Below are 19,970 nucleotides of genomic sequence, written 5' to 3'. Positions count from 1 at the left end.
AACCCGCCCCTACGGAACCCGCCTCTACACACCACCGGCACGAGCACGCTGTGGGGCAGGCTGCCGGCCTGCGTTCAGCCATCCCCATCATCAGGGGCACGTACCGGCACGGGAGTCCGCTGCAATCCGCGCCAGATCGTGAGTGCGACTGGTGCGGCAGCTATGCTGCCGCACTCCAAACCCTGCGACACGCCCATGATGCGTGCGTAAGGCAACCCATCCGGTACGTGATAGCACGGCTGGAGTGGCGCACTGTCACCTGACCAGTCGCCCAAAACAGCACCTATGGCGATCATCCCCGCTGATACGCACGTGGTTGACACCAGTTGTGGGTAATACATAGCCCAGGGGGAGAGGCTTGCGTGAGGTGATGAGCGAACCGGAGGCTCGCGCTCCCAGGGGGAGAGGCTTGCGTGAGGTGATGAGCGAACCGGAGGCTCGCGCTCACAGAGGGAAAAGCTTGCGTGAGGCGATGAGCGAGCCGGAGGCTCGCGCTCTCAGGGGACAACCCAGCGCCAGTGCACAGCGGTGCAGCGCTATCACAATGAGCCAAAAGTCACACGCACGCCCCTGATGTGTACCCTCAGCAAGCTGACTGCTCGTGCGCACGCAGCCTGATTGTTTTGCAAAAACTGCTGCTTCTACTTGCTCTCTTCTCCATTCCCCATTTCCTCTCTTCTATTTCCTCTCTCCTATCTCGCTCCTGCTTGACATCAGACATCTGCTCGACTATACTCTTCGCGCTATGTGGCGCAACACCGTTCTTCGCATGTTCTTGCTCTGTAGTCTGGGAGTGCTGCTGACTGCTGCACTCGGTGTTGTCGTCTGGCTTGATAATGCTGCGCTGCGCGGAATTGCTTCCCGGTCGCCAATTTCCTCTCCCTTCCTGTACACCGATGGCCCGGCACTAGGGGTCAATGTTTTTAATCTTCACCTTGAACCTGATCCAACGGCTGCCGACCGTACCTTTGCTCTGGTGCGTGCGCTGGGTGCTCGCTATGTGCGCATGCAGGTGCCCTGGGAAGATATTGAGATTCACGGGCGGGGTGATTTCACCGACCGGCGAAACGAGGCAACGATTGGGGTTGTTTCGAGTTGGGCCAAGTACGACCGCATTGTAGATGCAGCGGTAGCGCACGGGATCGAGTTGATTATGCGCGTGGATCGGCCACCCGATTGGGTGCGCGAGCAGGGACGATCAACGCCGGAATTTGTGGCCGGGCTGGCAGTTGATGGCAACTCAACCGGGCCGCCTGATGATTTGGAGGATTATGGACGCTTTCTGACCGAGCTGGTTACGCGCTATCGGGGGAAGGTAACCTACTTTCAAATCTGGAACGAACCAAACCTTAAGAATGAATGGAGCTGGCAAGAGCCAAAACCGGCAGATTTTCTTGCCCTGCTGCGGGTTGGTTATGAAGCGGTGAAGTCTGCCAACCCTGATGCCGTTGTTCTCTTCCCTGGTCTGGCGCCGACGGATGGGCTTGATCCGCGTGCGCCAATGACTGAGCTTGAATACCTCGATGCAATCTATAGTCTAGGTGGAGCTGCTTACTTCGATATTATGGCAGCTCAGAATTACGGTCTTGGTCAGCCACCCACCGAACACCGCTACGTGTTCTTGCGAGGACGTGATAACTGGAACTGGCACCGGCCTATCGATACGCGCAACGACGTCAGCCGTGTCGTCTTGCTGCGTGAGGTAATGGAGCGTCACGGTGATGTCGCGACGCCGGTGTGGGTAACTGAGTTCGGCTACAATGCTGCGCCAGATACGATTCCGGCAGAACGTCGTTTCGTGTGGGGGCCGCCGGTTGATGAACAGACGAAGGGGGCATATCTGGTTGCCCAGATTGAGCGCGCCCGTCGCGAGTGGCCCTGGATGGGGGTGATGAATATTTGGATGCTGCGTTATGGCGGCTATGCCGAACCCGACCCTGCCGATCCGACCCCCTATTTCGCACTGGTCAGCCGCGACTGGCAGCTTTTGCCATCGTACCAGATCGTGCAAGCGTATATGCAAGCGCCGCCTGTCGCTCACGTTGGCGTTCACGACTGGAGCCATCCGGCAGTTGAGCGAACGGTTGATGGCTGGCGTGTTCGGTTTGCCGGTACCGGCCTGGAGTTCTACGGTGGATCGCCGACAACGGTGCTTCTCGATGGTGATGCGATCACGCTGAAGGCAAATGCTGTGTATGGGTTGGCCGATACTACTCACGTTATCGAGCTGCGCGGTGGATCGGCACCGACCGGCTTTGCGGTTGTGCGCGATCTTCCCTGGCAATTTCCGGCTGACTACGGGCCACTGCTCTTATTTGCCGGTATTGCGGTCATTGGCGCACTTACCATGCGCACAGCGCTCGCGCTGCTCGATCACCTGATCGTGCGCTGGCAGCAGATCGCTTTCGGTCGCCGTGAGTGGATCATCTTCGCCTTGCAGGGGATCACTCTTGCGATTGCGTATCGTGCCTCAGCTCAACTCCCATTGACGATGTTCGGCCTGTTGCCCTTTATCGGCCTCAGCATTGCCCGGCCTGATCTGGCGCTGCGTTGGGTAGTGATCACGGTACCGTTGTACTTCCTACCCAAGGGTCTGTTCGATTCTCGTTTCGGTATCCGCGACAGTGGCATTTATCTCCCGTTGCACGAAGTTACGCTGATCATCGCAACAGCCGCAACGCTCATCCGCGATTGGCGGCGCATACGCTGGTCGGCATTGCCCGCACTGCCGGTAGCAGTGTGGGCAATGATGCCGGCAGTGTTGGTGTTGATCGGTGGTATCTGGGGCGTGATCATCGCCGATGTGCGCGGTCCTGCGTTGCGCGAGCTGCGCTGGATAATCATTGAGCCGCTGCTCTTTGCAACTTTGATCTGGTGGCACGAGCAGCAAGGGCGGGCAGTTGTCTACCCTGCACTGATCGGCTGGCTAGCGGCTGGTGCCGTCTCGGCGTTAGCGGCCTTGGCACAGGTTGGCGGTATCAATCTGGTGCCATTCTTCGGCACGAAGATCGGTCATGGTAGCGACCTGGTCGCAACTGAAGGTGTTGTGCGGGCGACCGGTTTGTACGGTCATCCCAACAATCTTGGTCTAGCGATGGGGCGGGTATGGCCGCTGGCCGCAGTGCTGGCATGGGCAGCGTGGCAGCAACGCAGGCAGTGGCGTGCGCTGACGTTTGCCGGGATTGCGTTGCTGGCGTTAGCGGCGTTGACCGTCTCCTTCTCGCGGGGCGCCTATCTGGGAGCACTGGTTTCCGGCGGGTGTTTGCTCTTCGTTGCTGCTACCCCCCGGCTTCGCTATCGATTGATCAGCGGGGTTGGTGTGGGCGTCCTGCTGATGGCAATTATGCTGTCTGTGCTTGGTATCGAGCGCTTGAGTCTGCTTACCGGTAGCAGCACTATTCGCTTATCCACCTGGCGCGCTGCACTGGCAATGCTGGCCGACCATCCATTAGGGATCGGTCTCGACCAGTTTCTGATTGTCTATCAACAATACATTGACCCGGCGCTCCGTGATACCAACGAGGTGTATACTTCGCATCCCCATAACCTGATCCTCGATCTCCTGCTCCGTGGTGGGCCGCTGCTGTTGCTGGGTCTGGGGTGGGCAACCTGGCGCATGGTGCGCGTGCCAACGCTTGTCTCCCCATCGGCGCTGGCAATTGGGGTTGCGGCAACGATGGCCGGTGCCCTCACGCATGGTCTGGTTGATGCTTTCTACTTCTGGCCTGATCTGGCGTTTAGCTTTTGGTTGCTGGTTATGGTGAGGGCGTGGTGCAATGGCTCTCCACGAGGCATAGCATCGGAGTAGGGCTTTGCTCTACGCAAGGTAGCACAATACGCAATAGTTGAAGTTATAGATCATGCCGACTGACATCTGGTTTCGTTGCAGCGAATTCAGCTAAATGTCTTACCAGTCAGATACACTCTCTACCCTACCAGAGCCGACTTACGCCATACAGATCGGACATACTATCGGCACTAATGATTGGAATTCTTGCGACCAGACCTTGCGCAATTAGCAGGCGATCAAACGGATCGCGATGATGAAATGGTAACGTTGCAACTTGCAGGGTGTGCCTAAGAGTGATGTCGCGCAGAGTAATCGTTCAGCAGTAGTTGATGGGGTATACACAGCTCGAAGGGCTGGCTCAATTGAAGCCGACCTAGACCGGCCTTGATCGCCATACTGAGGAACACTTCACCGGTTGGCTCCCCAATCAATGTGCGAGCGCGGGAGCTGAGAGGGGTTATCTTCTATGAACTAAATGCAACTGTGCGTATCGAGCAGTAGTTTCACACTGTATATTTCTGAGAATCTTCCGGCGGCGCATCGAAGTCATTCGTCATACGGATTATACCTCTGGTACTCCCAGGACGACGTGGCTGTCTGACCTGTTTGCTCGGAACTAATCAAACGACATGGTGATCATCGGTCGTTATCAAGATGACTTTGCCACGTACCACATAGTATAGCATGGCAAAACTGAAAGTGACTTCAACATAGCCAGACCGTTACGACAGGGAACAGTTATTATACTGAGAGTGCGCATTAAGGTCATGCTTGCCAACGGCTCTTTTCAACAGATGTATACATGTGCTTCCCTGATGCAATCTTGTAGCGGCAATCAGCCATTCTGATTGGCGGTTATGGTTGTAAGATATTTTTAAAATAAGCTCTACACACTCCAATATACACGAAACCCCCCCTTCAGATCGGGAAATATTCCAATTCCCTGCTCGTTATACGAGATTCAATGATTGATCGTGCACGCTAAAGTGTTGATTGAGTCGGATAATACTCCTTTTTACGCCACACTTGCACCTGTTTGATTCTTTATTATAAAATGGGGGGTTGATGAATACCAATAGTCAGCAGTGGAAAGCATTGGGCAAACTCGATCCCTTTTGGGCAATGACCGGTAAAAGCAACTGGAATCTGGCAGCTTTCTGGCAGACTGGCAATGTTCAGGTTGAGCAGTTGCGTCGGGAAGTTTCACAACTCGGTTATCCGCAACAGTTCCACCTGGTACTTGATTTTGGGTGTGGGATTGGACGGCTGGCACCTGCGTTCTGCGCGGGGTTTGATGAATACGTCGGGTACGATGTCTCGGAAGCGCTAATACAAAAAGCGCGAAGTTTACATAAAGACCTTGACCGGGCACAGTTTTTCGTTACACAGCGAGATCGAGTTGATCTCCCAGATAACAGTGTCGATCTTGTCTTCTCATTTGGCGTTTTTCAGCATATTCCAGACCGCCAGATCATATTTCAGATTATTTCTGATTTTGCTCGTGTTCTCAAACCGGGTGGTCTGATCTTTTTTAATGTTTGTAACTCTATACGCTGGATGTATCGCATTCAGTTGCGTCGGCGTTTATACTGGTTTGGCAGGCGGCTTGGTATCCTTGATTACCATCTGTTTCACCGGTTTAAGTTGTATCCGCAATCAGTTCATGCGCTCTCACGTGAAACATTGCTGCGCCACTTGCACACGCTCCCGGTGCAAGTCCTCTGTAGTCGATTCACGTCACCTCGTGACGCACCACATCACCTGTGGGAGTATTTGTTGACGAAGCATGGCTAGCAGTCAAGTGTGGCTGGGTGGATGTACTGAACAGTAGGCAGTATGCTGTGTTGATTATGGTTGTTAGATCAAACCTTAACCAATACGGTGCATCATTGCCGAGGCGTTCAATTGTCAAGCCCCTGCACGATGCTTTGCTGCGTTGTTCGTGATGCACCGGCAGCTTCCTATGGGGTGGGCGGCTGGTCCGTACTTATGCATCCCCGTCACCAGTCTCACGCACCGGCACGAGTACGTACTACGACTTCGCCTGCCCGTATGCGCAGTGGATGTGGAAGCCACACTTCCGCACGCCAAACTTGCGCCACGAGTAACCTGGCCTTGAAAACTGTATCCACGTTGGTGTGTGATCTCACTGCGTGCGCAGCGGAAACACCGTTCGCCGTATCCGCACTTAGGTCGCTGCCAGCGTGATGGTGCGATCATGAGCAATGACTTTCGGTAAACCGGATTTGACGTTAGATAATTATTCTTCGCCTGGTTGGCAACTGCGTGTTATACCGGTCTCTACAACTGCTTATGTCCACCCTTTTCAGACCTGACGGCTATCCCAAACCTCACCGCTGTACTCAGGAGATGATATGGTCCGCAACCTAATCCACAATTTCTTTGCAATCCCCTTATCCTATCTCCCCCTTTCCTCGCTTTTCATAGATAACACTAACACTCTGCTAATTTTCTTCTAATCATCATTCTCTATGTTCTCAAAATTGAGTGGATCACCACGACAGATGATCAGGTATCAGTAGTAAGAGAGGTGACGATGCGCATACTTCGTATCATTAGCGTGCTCGGACTGATGGTGCTGCTGCTTGTCGCGGGTGCAGCACCGGTGCTGGCACAGGAAAGCCAGCGAGGTCTCTTCTTTTACACTCGTTATCCTTCGCAAGAAGCTACAGTTGGTGATACGGTGACATTCAAGCTGACGCTTGGTACGGAGACGACGCCCCAAATCGTGCGGCTTGGTCTGCGGAATGTGCCCAACGGCTGGACGGCAACGTTCCGCGGTGATGGCCGGGTGATTCAGTCGGCGTATATTGAGCCGAACAACAATGCGACGTTTGATCTGCGGATTGAACCCCCTGCCGATGTGAAGGCCGGTGAGTACCAGATGCTGGCGGTTGCCACCGGTGTCTCACAAGAGGTAACGCTTCCGATTGCCCTGACTCTCAAGGAGAAGACGACCAATCCGGCTGGACTGTCGTTCAAAGTTGATCTGCCCACACTGCGCGGTTCGCCGAGCACAACCTTCCGTTACAATGTGACCCTCAAAAATGAGAGCACTGAGGAGGTGCCGGTCAGTCTGCTCGCCGAAGCACCGCGCGGTTTCCAGGTCGATTTCAAACTCTCCGGCCAGAGCATTACCAGTGTGCCATTCGGCCCCAATGAGTCGAAGAATTTGAGTATTGAGGTGCGGGCGTTAACTGATATTCCTGCCGGTACCTACGATATTGATATCCTAGCTCGCGGGGGAGATTTGCAGGCAACCACACGGTTAGTCGCTGATATTACTGGTCAACCGCAACTGCTCCTGACGACTCCTGACGGTCGGTTGTCGGGTGAAGCGCGCATTGGTGAACAGACTGAGGTGAAACTGGTGGTACGCAATAATGGTAGTGCGCCGGCCCAAAACATTGAGTTGAGTGCTTCACCGCCTATTGGCTGGACGGTTGAGTTTGAACCAAAGCAGATTCCGGAACTGGCTACCAATCAGATGGTAGAAGTCACGGCGAAGGTACAACCATCGAACCAGGCAATTGCTGGCGACTATCTGGTGACCTTTACCGCTCGTCCGGCTGATGCCGCCGCTGTAACCAGTGAGTTCCGCTTCACTGTGTTGACCTCGACGCTGTGGGGGCTGGTTGGCATTGCCCTGATCGCTGTTGCTGTGGTTGGGGTTGGCGTGGCAGTGATGCGGTTTGGACGGCGCTAGCAGGTGGGGATGGTAACGACTCACTGTTGCCATCCCTTTGTTGCTGCACGAAACGACCAGTGCAAATCTAGCCGGGAGGTGGTTTTATGGTAGAGGTTGTGGTTGAGTGCCGTGATCTCACCAAACAGTACGGTACATTTACTGCCGTTGACGGCCTCAATCTGACTGTGCGTAAAGGTGAAATTTTTGGTCTGCTCGGCCCGAATGGTGCCGGTAAGACCACCACGATTCTGATGCTGCTCGGCTTGACTGAGCCAACCAGTGGTAGTGTGCGGGTATTGGGCTTAGACCCGGCCCGGCAACCGTTGAGTGTCAAGGCGCGGGTTGGCTATCTGCCCGACCAGGTTGGCTTTTACGATAACCTGACGGCACGCGAAAATCTGAACTACATCGCAAAACTGAATGGCATGCGTGAGCCGGAGATGAGCAAGCGTATTGCCACAGCGCTTGAACAGGTTGGTCTGAGCAATGTTGCTGATCGGCGGGTGAAGACCTTCTCGCGTGGTATGCGCCAGCGTTTGGGTGTCGCAGAGGTGCTGATCAAGCAACCACAACTGATCATTATGGACGAGCCGACACTGGCGCTCGACCCGGAGGCAGTACGCGAATTCCTCGACCTGATCCGGAAATTGAAGGAGCGTGGGATTACAATGCTGCTCTCATCCCACTTGCTGCAACAGGTGCAGGCGGTGTGTGATCGGGTTGGCCTGTTCCACAAAGGCCGGATGGTGTTGGAAGGGACAGTCAGTGAGCTGGCTCAGCGCGTGCTCGGCGGGGCCTATCGCATTCACCTGGAGGTAGAGGGCGGTGAGGCGGTGGCACCGGCTTTACGCGAACTCCCTGATGTATTGAATGTGGCACAAGACGGTACGCGCTTCTACAACGTCGAAGCCCGTACCGATGTGCGGGCGGAGATTGCCCGTAAAGTGGTCGAGTCCGGTGGACGCTTGCTCGGTTTAAGCATCGACACACCGGGTCTTGATGAGGTCTATGCCCGCTACTTCCAGAAAGGAGCAGCCTATGCAGCGACAGCTTAGCGTGGCAACGGCCCGGCAGCAACGTGAGGGTTCGCCGTGGACGGGGCTGTGGGCGGTGGTAGCGAAAGAGATGGCCGACTACCTGACCAGTGTGCGGATGCTGATTCTGGAGGCGTTAATCTTACTCACCGCCTTTGGTACTGTCTACGCAGCAGCACAAAACTTGCGTGCCGGTACCGGTAGTGGTGATGAATTCCTGTTCCTACGCCTCTTCACAACTGCGCGCGATCCTTTACCGGCGTTTGTCGGCTTTCTGGGTCTGCTGGTGCCACTGCTCGCGATTGCGCTGGCGTTTGACTCGGTGAATGGTGAGTTTAACCAGCGCACATTATCGAAAGTGTTGGCGCAACCGATCTACCGGGACGCGCTTCTGCTGGGTAAGTTTCTGGCCGGTTTAGGCACCCTGGCACTGGCATTGTCTGCGATCTGGTTACTGATTATCGGGATGGGCTTGCTCCAGTTGGGGGTACCGCCAACCGGTGAAGAGACGCTGCGTATCTTCTGGTTTTTGCTGGTGACCATCTTTTACGGTGGTATCTGGTTGGCGCTGGCAATGCTCTTCTCAATTATCTTTCGCCAGCCGGCCACCGCAGCGTTGGCCGCGATTGCGGTCTGGCTGTTCTTCACCGTATTCTGGGGGATTCTGTCGAGCCTGCTGGCGCGCACCTTGCAACCGGTACCTCCCGGTGATACTCAGGCGCTGATCAACCAGATTCAGCTCGAACTGATGCTGACCCGTATTTCGCCCAACACCCTCTTCTCGGAGGTGGCGCTGGCGATGCTCAATCCGACTGTGCGGGCGTTGGGCTTGATCTTGCCGATCCAGTTGCACAATGCCATTCCTGGCACACCATTGCCGGCCATGCAAAGCATTCTGCTCACGTGGCCGCACGCGACTGGCCTCATTGCAGCGACGATAGTGTTGTTCGCAATTGGATACATTCTGTTTCAGCGCCAGGAGGTGCGGGCGTAAGCCTGCGCGGTTCGTGCGGGGAGGGATGAGAGGATTTCCCTTACCGCACTTTTAGCAAGTTGTACACAGAGGTTGGGTTTGGTGTAAGGCACGGTCTCTGGAGGCGATGATCGGGTGTTCGGGAACCGGTTTTGTGTACACACGAACATAGTGCCTGGTGAGACGATACGCCACGCGTCGCGATGAGGATTGATGGACTCCGTAGGGGCGGGTTGTGGAGGGGCGGGTTGGGAACCCGCCCCTACTTCGTGTTTGGCATAGTCGTAGTTGACAAATCGGCGTACAATACAAGTAGCTTTGTTGGGTTCTGCTTTGAGAGAAGAACTGGACTGATGAACAACATAGTGGCGATTGCCCTGGGGGCAGCAATTGGTGCCAACCTGCGCTATGGCATCGGTCTGTGGGCTGCCCAGCGGTTTGGTACGGCGTGGCCTTACGGTACCTTCATCATCAATCTGCTCGGTTGTCTGGGGATCGGATTATTGTTAACGCTCATCTCTACGCGATTGACTCTGAGTGAGCCGGTACGTTTGATGCTGGTTACCGGTCTCCTGGGTGGTTTCACCACTTTTTCAACCTTTGGCTATGAGAGTTTCAGTCTGTTGAGCAGTGGGAACTGGCTGCCCGCATTAGGCTATATGGTAGGAAGCGTTGTCGGCGGCCTAATTGCCGTCATCATTGGCGTCGGGTTAGGTCGGTGGTTTGGTGGCTAGCAGAGAGGAGGTCTCCAATGGAGCAGACCGTGACTCAACAACTCTGGATTTACATTGATGAGGGAGATAGCTTGCAAGGCCGTACTGTCGCTTCCCGTATTGTCGATACGCTGCGGGCTGCCGGTGTGCCGGGGGTAACCGTGTTTCGTGGGGTTGGGGGGTATGGTACCCACGGCGTCTTTCACAGTGATCTTCTGGTTGATATTCCGAGTCGGCTGCCGTTGGTGATCACCTGCGTTGATCGGAGTGACCGCTTACAACGCTTGCTGCCCAAACTCAGTGAATTGGTGCAAGAGGGTTTGATCGTGCTCTCGCCGGTGCAGGTCGTGAAAGTGGCGCGGCGAACCGGTAGTGCTTTTCCGGCCCATTTCAGGGTGGCCGATGTGATGAATCACGACGTTATCTCCGTCACACCAGACACTCCTGTAGGTGAGTTAGTACGTCTGCTGCTCGAACGCGGACTACGGGCAATGCCGGTGGTTGATGCCGAGCGTCGCGTGATCGGTATTGTTACCGATGTCGATTTGCTTCAGCGTGGGGTAATCCAGTTGCCACTGCATTTGCAGCAGTTATTGCCGGGCGCCGAGCGCGCAGCGCATCTGGCGGCAGTGGCCGCTCGTCCCGAGCGGGCCGCTGATGTGATGACCCCTAACCCCACAACCATTTCTGCGACGCTTTCACTTACCCAAGCTGCCCTAGTTATGACGGAGCATGATCACAAGCGCTTACCGGTCGTTGATGAGGCCGGGCGCCTGGTTGGGATGCTGAGCCGATCCGATCTACTGCAGACGGTTGCCAATACGTTCGCCTCAAGTAGTGAGGTTCTGCCGGGGACAGTACTCACTACTGCCAAAACCGTTGGGGAGGTCATGATCCGCGATGTACCGACAGTTACACCAGAAACGCCCCTCGCTGAGACACTCGACCACATTCTTTCGACACCCCGGCGGCGGGTGATCGTCGTCGATCAGGATCGGCGTGTTGTCGGCATCATCAGCGATGGTGATATTCTCCGCCGGGCAGCTCGTCCGGTAGCGCCGGGACTGTTACAGCGCTTTGCGATCTGGATTGGTGGCGGTGCCCGTCCGCCAGAGCTGGAGCTGGCGCTCAAGAATCTGACGGCGGCAGCGGTGATGACCAGTCCGGTGCTGACGGTGAATCCTGACACACCGATTATCAATGCCGTTGAGCTGATGATTGAACGGCGTATCAAGCGTTTGCCGGTGGTTGATGCCGAGGGCAGGCTGGTGGGCATGGTCGGGCGAGCGGCGCTGTTGGGGGCGTTGTTGGGGCCTGGTGGCGAGGGGGGGAAGGAACGGGAGTAGGGCTGGCCTGGCACATTTGCGATGCAAGCGCACCGGGCCAGCCGCGAAAAGCAAGGGTTCACCAAACCTAAAGCGAGGAGCCTCTACGGCTCCTCGCTTCGTCTCTACCGCATGTCTCAGGCGAGGGCCGGGCTTTCCTCGACGTGCTCCTGATCAATCTCGCGTTGCGAGCGGAGGCGCAACTGATCCTCGAAGGTATCGACGATCACCGTATCGCCGTCGTGGAACTGACCAGAGAGTAGCCCCTCGGCCAGCGGGTCTTCGATCAGGTTCGTGATCACCCGGCGTAAGGGGCGGGCACCGAACGCCGGATCGTAGCCGCGGCGGGCAAGGAATTCGAGCGCGTCGGGTTGCACCTCCAGCTTGATCTGGTGCTCGTCGAGCTGGGTCTGGACACGCTTGAGCATGAGTCGGGTGATCGATTGAATCTCCTCGGTGGTGAGCGGGTGGAAGATGATGGTTGCGTCGATCCGGTTGAGGAACTCTGGCCGGAAGAGCATCCTGAGCGCTTCATCCACCTTGCGCCGCATATCGTTCTGATCGATCTCGGCGGCGTTGCCCCCAAACCCAATCCGTGATGCCCGGCGAATGTGTTCGGTGCCGACGTTGCTGGTCATGATGATGATGGTGTTGCGGAAGTCGACCCGTCGCCCTTTGCCATCGGTCAGATGACCATCCTCCAGCACCTGGAGCAGCAGGTTGAAGGCATCGGGGTGCGCCTTTTCAATTTCATCAAACAGCACGACACTATACGGCTTCCGGCGCACGGCATCGGTCAGTTGACCACCTTCGCCGTAGCCGATGTAGCCGGGCGGCGAGCCAACCAGGCGCGAGGTCGTGTGGCGCTCCTGGAACTCTGACATGTCGATCTTGATCAGCGCCTCTTCGGTGCCGAACATAAACTCGGCCAGCGCCTTGGCCAGCTCGGTCTTACCGACACCGGTCGGGCCGAGGAAGATGAAGCTCCCAATTGGGCGCTTCGGGTCTTTCAGGCCGGCACGGGCACGACGCACGGCCTTCGAGATAGTGACGATGGCTTCGTGCTGACCGACGATCCGGCTGTGGAGGAACTCCTCCATCTGCATCAGGCGCTGGGTTTCGTTGCCGGTCAGTCGGGTCACGGGCACACCCGTCCACATGCCAACGACTTCGGCAATGTCTTCTTCGGTGACGTATGGGTGCTCGTAGCGTTCATCACTGCGGGTACCCAGCTCGGCCTCGATCTCCTGGATGCGGCTGAGCATACGCTCTTCGCGCTCGCGCAGATCGTTGGCGAGTTCAAACTGCTGATCTTCGAGAGCGGCTTCGCGCTCTTTGCGCAGCGCCTCCAGGCCACGCAGGGCATCGCGCAGACGCGGCGGTGTCGCCGAGCGGTACATGCGTACCCGTGACGCCGCTTCGTCGATCAGGTCAATCGCCTTATCGGGGAGCTGGCGGTCGGGGACGTAGCGTGCCGAGAGTACTGCCGCGGCCCGGATCGCCTCATCACTGATCTGCAACTGATGGAAATCCTCGTAGCGCGACTTGATCCCGCGCAAAATCTGGATGGTATCTTCAATCGACGGCTCATCAACCATCACCGGCTGGAAGCGACGTTCCAGGGCGGCATCCCGCTCGATATACTTGCGGTACTCGTCGAGGGTTGTGGCACCGATGGTTTGCAACTCTCCACGCGACAGAGCGGGCTTGAGGATGTTGGCCGCATCGAGCGTCCCTTCTGCGCCACCGGCACCGATGATGGTGTGGAACTCATCGATGAAGAGAATACAGCGCGACTCCTTGATCTCGTCAATCACGCGCTTTAGCCGCTCTTCAAATTGACCACGGTACTTGGTACCGGCAACCAGCGCACCCATGTCGAGTGTCACTACTCGCTTGCCCTTAATGCTATCGGGCACATCACCCTGAACGATGCGTTGGGCGAGACCCTCGACGATGGCCGTCTTACCGACACCCGGTTCGCCAATCAGGGCCGGATTATTCTTCGTGCGGCGTGAGAGAATCTGAATGACGCGCTCAATCTCGTGTTGGCGGCCAATGATGGGGTCGAGACGACCCTGCTCGGCCATCTCGGTCAGATCGGTACCCAGCGCGTCGAGGTACGGAGTCTTCGATTGCCGCTGTGTCGGCGTCGTACCAGGAGCAGTCCGTCCTTCAGCAGTTGCGCCAGCTGTACCGTGGCGCAGAACGCGCATCACCTGGTTGCGCACCTGTTCGAGGGAGACACCGAGAATATCGAGGACACCGGTTGCCACTCCCTCGCCGTTGCGCACCAACCCTAGCAGCAGATGCTCGGTGCCGATATAGTGATGGTTGAGGCGATTCGCTTCTTCGATAGCATACTTAATCACCTTCTGCGCCCGTGCTGTTAGCTCCTGGTCGGTAACCATTGTGCTTTCGCCAGGGCCAACGATAAACTCGACCGCATTACGAGCCTGGGGCAGTTTTACGCCCAGTTCATCGAGTACGCGCGCAGCAATCCCTTCACTTTCACGGATCAATCCCAGCAAAATATGCTCGGTACCGATGTATGGGTGATTGAACGCACGTGCTTCCTCGGCTGCCAGTTGCAGCACTTGCTTGGCGCGTTTGGTAAATTTACTGTAGAGGTCAGACATATGATTCTCCGCTCACTCAATAGGAGGAAACGATTATCAGGCTTTGACAGACCGGGGATAGCGCACAATACCCGTTGTTTTATCTGAAACACCGATCAGGAGCGCCATCCTGATCGGTTCGTTATAGCCGTTAATCGAGTTTTTCCTCTTCCTCGCTACTCTCAGTTGGTTCAGCGTGTAGGCGCAGACTCAACCCCATCCGTTTCCGGGCAGGATCAATCCGAATAATGCGCGCCTGTACGACTTGACCTTCACTCAACACCTCACGTGGATGCTGAATCCGTTCATCTCCCATTTCAGAGATATGGATCAGCCCTTCGACCCCATCTTCAATGCGAGCAAAGGCACCGAACGAAGCCAGTTGAGTAATCGTTCCTTCCACAATCTGGCCAAGCTGGTAGCGTTCGGCCACTCGTGTCCAGGGTTCGCTCTGCGTGCGCTTAATCGACAGTGCAATCCGTTTCCGCTCGTGGTCGATGTTGAGAATGAAGACTTTGACTTTGTCGCCGACTTTCAACACCTCACCGGGATGTTTGACCCGTGACCACGAGATTTCCGAGAGATGAACCAGGCCATCAGCGCCGCCAATATCAACGAAGACACCAAAGTCGCACACCGAAGAGACGACACCGTCGCGCACATCACCTTCACGCAGCGATGTGAGCAACTCATCCTTCTTCGATTCCCGCGTTTCGACCAGGGCCTGGCGTTCCGACAGGATGAGCCGATTGCGGTTGCGATTAATCTCGATCACCTTAAGCGGCAACTCCACATTCACTAGCCGTGCCATCTCGGATTGTTTTTGTGTCTCCGAGACACGACTAATGCTCGACACCTGGGATGCCGGTACAAATCCGCGTACACCGTCGAGATCAACAAGGAGACCACCTTTATTGTAGTTTTTCACGCGGGCATAGATAATATCGCCGCGCTCGTAACACTCTTGCAATGCACGCCAACTCTTTTCCTGACGGGCTTTGTCAATCGAGAGAATTGCCCGACCTTCCTTATCTTCCGATTGCACCACAAATACCAGAATCGTGTCGCCTACTTTAAGTGCGGCACGATCCTCCTCGTTAATGGTCTGCATCTCTCGGCTTGGAATGACACCTTCCGCCTTGGCACCAATGTCGACCAGAATCTCATCGCGATCAATCTTCATAATACGTCCGTCGACCGTGTCGCCGTGTTTGAGATTGCGATAAGCGTGGGTCGGATCGCGCAGAATCTGTTCCATCAGTGCCTGATCGCCACGGTCGAGTAGATCGTTTAGATCAGGTTGGCGAATGTCTTCATTTGTGTTGTTGCCGGCATGATTAAGCTCTTCCATGAAAAATCCCTGCGCAGAAGCGGCGGCGCGCCATTCGACGGAGCTTGGTCGGAGTGATACGTAGTGATATTATACGTCGGGCTGTTTTAAAACGCAAGGATGCGATCACGATTCAGCGTTTCGTTGCCCAGCGAGTTCAGTGACCGTGAGGGCGTATCCACGACCATCGGTCGTGGATTGAAAGGTGCTCAGTGGGAGCAGGCCGAGGCGACGCAAGTGGAAATAGGCTTCATCGTTACAGGTAATCATTCCCGGCGGAGTCTGACGGATCAGCATGCTTACCTGCTCCAGTGGTTCGCCGCTGAAATGCAGACCCAGAACGGGCACGACGCCGATCCGGCCCAGGCCACTGCTCAGGCTGAGTGGTGGGAGTGATAGACCGACAGTTTGCGCGGTGTGGACAGTAGCCGAGATGAACGAGATCGCCTGTTTCATCGGGTCAGTATCGGCGTGTAAAATCCCGAAGATCAGGAGGAGATGATCGTAACGCCACTCGACGAGCGCTTGATGTGACGCAATCTGTTCGCGAATCAGAGTGAAGCGAGCCTGGGCTTCGGCGAGGGGATCGGCGATGGCAAGGCGTCCAATCGCCAGTACTGCGACAGGTGTGATCATGCCGGAGACCGGTGGATGGAGGCTGAACGGATCGATCTGTCGCAATGCCGGTTGGGTGAGCTGGAGCCGTTGCAGGTGCTGTTCGGTACGCCATTGCTGCAAGAGTCGATTCAACGTATGACACAATTCACCCCATACTCCGGTGCCTACTTCCAGTTTCGTTTCAATTGGATTGTGGCGCAGATGGGTGATGAGTGTGTGGATGGTCTTGACAAAACGATACCGTTCCCAGATGAGCATGGCGATACAGGCCACCAATGCCAGGATAGCGATTGGTGGTGCAACGAAGATACCTGCGAGTGCAATGATGCAAGTTCCAATGACGATAGTTGACGAATCTATCCAACGCATAGGGGCGCCTTGCCGATAGCCATCATTCTGAATGGCATGTACAGGGTACCATATGCGTTGAGGTACGCTTAACGAGCGTAGATTACAGATTGGCGAACGTGGTCTTACAGTGTGTACCGTACCAGTTCGCCGTCATGGCGTTGCAGTAAACCATCGACAACCATCATTTCGAGGTGGGCAATGGTTTCAGCGATGGCAAAGCGAGCTTCGTGTGGGGTGAAGCGCTCAACGTCGAATACCCGTTGCGCCACGGCAAAGGCAGTGTTGGCACCGTTGCGCACTGCGGCGAGCATAGCGGCTAATCGCTCGTGGTGATGCACCTGTAATTCACTAATGCGCGTCTCCCACTCTGTGATCGGTTTGCCATGACCAGGAAGGGCCAGATCGACCTTCAGCGTCGCCAGTTCAGCCAGCGAAGCCAGATATTTCCGTAACGGATCAGGTTCACTTTCCGGCCAGACGCCAATATGAGGCGTGATTTTGAGGAGCACCTGATCACCAACCAGAGCCAGCCGCTCATCGGCTGCGTAGAAGATTAACTGCCCATCACTATGGCCAGGGGCATGAATAGCGACAAAAGAACGCCCCCCCATCGTTACCTGGCTACCGGGTGGCAGGGGTGTCAGGGGTGGGTGCGGTCGGGTCGCAGCCCGCAATCCGGCAATGGCACCGACGACCTTATCGACCAGATCGGCGGGCATACCATGACGGAGAAAATGACGTAAACTGGGGTCGTCGTGATCGGCTCGCTGTACCCAAACTTCCTGGGCCAGTTCGATTTCCCGTGGGGCCAGCAGTACCTGGGCACCGGAATGGTGATGGAGCCAGCCGGCCATCCCAAAGTGATCAGGGTGGAAATGGGTCAAGACAATGGTATGAATCTGAGCCGGGTCGAGGTTGAGCGCAGTCCATGCCTCTTGCCAGGCGGCTTCGCCGGCGGGTGTGTGTAAGCCGGTGTCGACGACCGTCCATCCCTGTGGATCGCGGAGCAGATATACATTAACATGGTTGAGGGCAAAGGGGAGTGGCAGACGTAACTGGTACACATCGGGTAAAATTGTTGTGAGCATACATAATCCTGCTGAATGACGCAGCGCGTTGGCAGTATCCTGCTTGCATTATAATACGACAAGAACTAGACAAGGCGATGTTTGACGTATGGATAATTTTGAATCACCAGTAACCAGGCAGGCACCGGCCTGGCAATTACCACTCGTGATTGGTAGTATTGTGTTGCTGGCCGGTATCCTGGCTTTTGTTACCACCGGAAATAGTGCTTCAACGCCAGCAGCCGTGTCAACTGTTGTTCCAACGGTGGAGACAGCCCCCGGACACGGCGATCCGGCCAATAGTCCTCCAGCGCCAACGATTTCAGTTGCCGAGGCGTACCAGCGATGGCAGGCCGGCCAGGTCATGTTCGTCGATATGCGGGCCGGTGAGGCATACCAGGCCGGTCATCTGCCCGGTGCATTGAGTCTGGCAACTCCTGATCTCAATCAGCGGCTGGCTGCATTGACTCCTGGGGGGATTATTGTTACCTATGGCGATGCCAGCCGCCCAACAGCCGGTCAGCGGGGGGCGCAAATCTTTCGCGATCTCGGTTACGGGCCGGTAGCAGCGCTCGACGGTGGGATTGAAGCGTGGCAGGCGGCTAATCTGCCATTGGAGCAACCATGATTGATTTACACATTCACACAAATGCAACCCCTCATCATGCAACCTGGACACCGGTAGCATTGGCGGTTGCAGCGGCAGCCCAGGGTCTGACCATGATCGCAGTGACCGACCATAACACGACGGCCAATGTCATCACCACGGCAATGGCCGGCATGCATTACGGGGTTCAGGTGGTGAGTGGGGTTGAAATTGATAGTGCCTTTAATGGTAAATTGTGGCATACGCTTGTCTACGCGGTTGATCCGGATGCACCGTTACTGCTCGATCTGTGCGCCGAGGTGGTTCATCGCAATGCTGCCGATGCCGCGCAGTTGTTGCGTGATCTGGCGGCTGCCGGTTTTGTCATGCCCGGTCTGAGTGATCGTGATCGACCGCCAACCGTCGCCGATGTGGCATTGGTGTTGGCCCGCCACAATGAATTACCGGGCCGGGTGGCCGGTGAAGGCGATGAAGAGGCCGGTATGCGCTTTATCCTGACCCATTTCGCTGCTGCCTACCGACCACTCAGCGTCCAAGAGGTGATCGGGGTGGCGCATGATCTGGGGGGACTGGCAGTACTGGCGCATCCCGGACGGAGCAAAGGCATCTATGCAATACCGGCGACTGATGAAGATATTGCAGCTATGGCCGCGGTTGGCCTGGATGGGATCGAAGTCTTCTATCCAACGCACGACGCAGCCACTCGTAAGCGCCTGCTGGCTGCGGCGGTGCGTCACGGCTTGCTGGTTTCTGGGGGGAGTGACTCGCATCATCCCCATCAGGCGCTGGCTAGCTGGCCGCGAACTGATGTAACGATCATCGACTATCTCAGCAGGTAATCATGAAACACCATCGTAAAGACACAATGGATTGGCGAGAAGCTTTGTCTCGCCTTCCAGCGCATCATCAAGCCGAAGTTGTCGATCTCGTTGCGGCGTATGGTGCGCCTCGTTACTGCCATGTATATCTCGATGATGGCAGATTCGATCCGTTGCGCAAAACAGATCGGGTTGGCGAAGTGGGGATGGTTATTCGCCGTCCTGATGGCAACCTGATTGTGGCGCGTAAAACCTATTACCCACCCAATGTGTTTCGATTGCTCACCGGTGGGATTGGGCCGGATGAGAGCATCAGCACAGCGCTGGCCCGTGAGGTTACAGAAGAGACGAGTCTCACGGTGCGCATCAATCGATTTCTGAATATTATTACCTATCAAAGTAATGTTGAGATACCGTACTATTTTGTCAGCTATGTCTTCTTACTCGATGAGCTGGCTGGTACGTTGCAGGCGAGCGATCCCAATGAGCAGGTTGACGAATTCCGTACAATACCGCCTGCGGAGTTGGTGAATCTGGCACAGCAGTTGCGACAGCTTTCTGATACGTCCGAACCGGCAATCAGGGGCAAGTGGGCAGGCTGGGGCCGGTTTCGGGCGGTAATGCACGAAGAGTGTGCAGCCTGGATGAATAATGGGATGAATGGGTAATTGTCCGGTGTGCAGAGGATACCTTCGCGCCCAGCGCCCTGCGGCGTGATCAGCGTGGTACTGATGCCGCGCCGCGTGGTGCAGGCTTCTAGCCTGCGCTTAAGAATCTCTGGTATCAGGGTCACGTACCGGCACGGGGAAACCACTCTGACTCACACCTAAGCGAAAATGTGGCTGCTGCGGCAGCCACGCTGCCGCACGCCATACTACGCGACACGGGGAATCTGGTCTGGGAAGAGTATCCCCTGCGGAGCGTGATACGACACGAATGTGCGATGCCCGCATGCTGTCCCCGTGACCAGCGGGAATCCGCTGCACCCCGCGCCTGCACCTGAGCACGGCTGCTACG

General features: G+C 56.1%; 14 protein-coding genes. 10 read left to right on the top strand and 4 right to left on the bottom strand.

Annotated elements, in window-relative coordinates; translation table 11 throughout:
* The first annotated feature begins 769 nt into the window (after positions 1 to 769).
* The 7 genes from VAE55_RS11535 (at position 770) to VAE55_RS11505 (ending at position 11,565) form a co-directional block, all read left to right on the top strand.
* Positions 770 to 3,808, top strand: coding sequence for an O-antigen ligase family protein (locus VAE55_RS11535; protein ID WP_322815930.1), 3,039 nt, complete (start codon positions 770 to 772; stop codon positions 3,806 to 3,808).
* 1,047 nt (positions 3,809 to 4,855) lie between these two features.
* Complete coding sequence (locus VAE55_RS11530; protein WP_322815929.1) at positions 4,856 to 5,584, top strand: class I SAM-dependent methyltransferase; 729 nt, start codon at positions 4,856 to 4,858, stop codon at positions 5,582 to 5,584.
* Positions 5,585 to 6,347: 763 nt separating this feature from the next.
* Complete coding sequence (locus VAE55_RS11525) at positions 6,348 to 7,517, top strand: NEW3 domain-containing protein (RefSeq protein WP_322815928.1); 1,170 nt, start codon at positions 6,348 to 6,350, stop codon at positions 7,515 to 7,517.
* 86 nt (positions 7,518 to 7,603) lie between these two features.
* On the top strand, positions 7,604 to 8,554 hold the full coding sequence (locus VAE55_RS11520) for an ABC transporter ATP-binding protein (protein ID WP_322815927.1): 951 nt from the start codon (positions 7,604 to 7,606) through the stop codon (positions 8,552 to 8,554).
* Positions 8,538 to 9,527, top strand: a complete 990-nt coding sequence (locus VAE55_RS11515) for an ABC transporter permease (protein ID WP_322815926.1) — start codon at positions 8,538 to 8,540, stop codon at positions 9,525 to 9,527. The genes VAE55_RS11520 and VAE55_RS11515 overlap by 17 nt, the downstream gene beginning before the upstream one ends.
* A 332-nt stretch (positions 9,528 to 9,859) precedes the next feature.
* On the top strand, positions 9,860 to 10,240 hold the full coding sequence (crcB, locus tag VAE55_RS11510; protein ID WP_322815925.1) for a fluoride efflux transporter CrcB: 381 nt from the start codon (positions 9,860 to 9,862) through the stop codon (positions 10,238 to 10,240).
* A gap of 17 nt (positions 10,241 to 10,257) precedes the next feature.
* On the top strand, positions 10,258 to 11,565 hold the full coding sequence (locus tag VAE55_RS11505; RefSeq protein ID WP_322815924.1) for a DUF190 domain-containing protein: 1,308 nt from the start codon (positions 10,258 to 10,260) through the stop codon (positions 11,563 to 11,565).
* A 116-nt stretch (positions 11,566 to 11,681) separates the two neighbouring features.
* On the opposite strand, the gene VAE55_RS11500 is transcribed toward VAE55_RS11505, so the two are convergent.
* The 4 genes from VAE55_RS11500 to VAE55_RS11485 all read right to left on the bottom strand — a co-directional run bounded on the left by VAE55_RS11500 (position 11,682) and on the right by VAE55_RS11485 (position 17,549).
* Positions 11,682 to 14,183 (bottom strand): ATP-dependent Clp protease ATP-binding subunit, encoded by a 2,502-nt coding sequence (locus tag VAE55_RS11500; protein WP_322815923.1) that lies wholly within the window; start codon positions 14,181 to 14,183, stop codon positions 11,682 to 11,684.
* A 130-nt stretch (positions 14,184 to 14,313) separates the two neighbouring features.
* Positions 14,314 to 15,513 carry a 30S ribosomal protein S1 gene (gene rpsA, locus VAE55_RS11495; RefSeq protein WP_322815922.1) on the bottom strand — a complete coding sequence of 400 codons (1,200 nt, stop codon included), beginning with the start codon at positions 15,511 to 15,513 and terminating at the stop codon, positions 14,314 to 14,316.
* A gap of 105 nt (positions 15,514 to 15,618) precedes the next feature.
* Positions 15,619 to 16,479, bottom strand: coding sequence for a phosphate regulon sensor protein PhoR (locus VAE55_RS11490; RefSeq protein WP_322815921.1), 861 nt, complete (start codon positions 16,477 to 16,479; stop codon positions 15,619 to 15,621).
* A gap of 104 nt (positions 16,480 to 16,583) precedes the next feature.
* A complete protein-coding gene (locus VAE55_RS11485) occupies positions 16,584 to 17,549 on the bottom strand; it encodes an MBL fold metallo-hydrolase (RefSeq protein ID WP_322815920.1) in 966 nt (321 codons plus the stop codon).
* An 88-nt stretch (positions 17,550 to 17,637) separates the two neighbouring features.
* Between VAE55_RS11485 and VAE55_RS11480 the strand changes: the two genes are divergently transcribed.
* The 3 genes from VAE55_RS11480 to VAE55_RS11470 are packed head-to-tail and all read left to right on the top strand — an operon-like array spanning position 17,638 to position 19,621.
* The gene (locus VAE55_RS11480; RefSeq protein ID WP_322815919.1) at positions 17,638 to 18,156 is read left to right on the top strand and encodes a rhodanese-like domain-containing protein; all 519 of its coding nucleotides are present in this window, start codon (positions 17,638 to 17,640) and stop codon (positions 18,154 to 18,156) included.
* Positions 18,153 to 18,974, top strand: a complete 822-nt coding sequence (locus VAE55_RS11475) for a PHP domain-containing protein (protein ID WP_322815918.1) — start codon at positions 18,153 to 18,155, stop codon at positions 18,972 to 18,974. Before VAE55_RS11480 ends, VAE55_RS11475 begins: the two co-directional genes overlap by 4 nt.
* A gap of 2 nt (positions 18,975 to 18,976) precedes the next feature.
* Positions 18,977 to 19,621 carry an NUDIX hydrolase gene (locus VAE55_RS11470; protein ID WP_322815917.1) on the top strand — a complete coding sequence of 215 codons (645 nt, stop codon included), beginning with the start codon at positions 18,977 to 18,979 and terminating at the stop codon, positions 19,619 to 19,621.
* Positions 19,622 to 19,970: the final 349 nt, after the last annotated feature.

This window comes from Chloroflexus sp. (genome assembly GCF_034432675.1).
Taxonomy (GTDB): Bacteria; Chloroflexota; Chloroflexia; order Chloroflexales; family Chloroflexaceae; genus Chloroflexus.
The sequence above is the reverse complement of the archived record's forward strand: the minus strand, read 5'-3'. Positions and strand labels throughout refer to the sequence as shown.

Excerpts from the sequence above, each read along its gene's own strand:
- VAE55_RS11530 (WP_322815929.1), top strand. The coding sequence starts at position 4,856 with ATGAATACCAATAGTCAGCAGTGGAAAGCATTGGGCAAACTCGATCCC.
- rpsA (WP_322815922.1), bottom strand. The coding sequence starts at position 15,513 with ATGGAAGAGCTTAATCATGCCGGCAACAACACAAATGAAGACATTCGC.
- VAE55_RS11525 (WP_322815928.1), top strand. The coding sequence starts at position 6,348 with ATGCGCATACTTCGTATCATTAGCGTGCTCGGACTGATGGTGCTGCTG.
- VAE55_RS11520 (WP_322815927.1), top strand. The coding sequence starts at position 7,604 with ATGGTAGAGGTTGTGGTTGAGTGCCGTGATCTCACCAAACAGTACGGT.
- VAE55_RS11485 (WP_322815920.1), bottom strand. The coding sequence starts at position 17,549 with ATGCTCACAACAATTTTACCCGATGTGTACCAGTTACGTCTGCCACTC.
- VAE55_RS11505 (WP_322815924.1), top strand. The coding sequence starts at position 10,258 with ATGGAGCAGACCGTGACTCAACAACTCTGGATTTACATTGATGAGGGA.
- crcB (WP_322815925.1), top strand. The coding sequence starts at position 9,860 with ATGAACAACATAGTGGCGATTGCCCTGGGGGCAGCAATTGGTGCCAAC.
- VAE55_RS11535 (WP_322815930.1), top strand. The coding sequence starts at position 770 with ATGTTCTTGCTCTGTAGTCTGGGAGTGCTGCTGACTGCTGCACTCGGT.
- VAE55_RS11515 (WP_322815926.1), top strand. The coding sequence starts at position 8,538 with ATGCAGCGACAGCTTAGCGTGGCAACGGCCCGGCAGCAACGTGAGGGT.
- VAE55_RS11470 (WP_322815917.1), top strand. The coding sequence starts at position 18,977 with ATGAAACACCATCGTAAAGACACAATGGATTGGCGAGAAGCTTTGTCT.
- VAE55_RS11490 (WP_322815921.1), bottom strand. The coding sequence starts at position 16,479 with ATGCGTTGGATAGATTCGTCAACTATCGTCATTGGAACTTGCATCATT.
- VAE55_RS11480 (WP_322815919.1), top strand. The coding sequence starts at position 17,638 with ATGGATAATTTTGAATCACCAGTAACCAGGCAGGCACCGGCCTGGCAA.
- VAE55_RS11475 (WP_322815918.1), top strand. The coding sequence starts at position 18,153 with ATGATTGATTTACACATTCACACAAATGCAACCCCTCATCATGCAACC.
- VAE55_RS11500 (WP_322815923.1), bottom strand. The coding sequence starts at position 14,183 with ATGTCTGACCTCTACAGTAAATTTACCAAACGCGCCAAGCAAGTGCTG.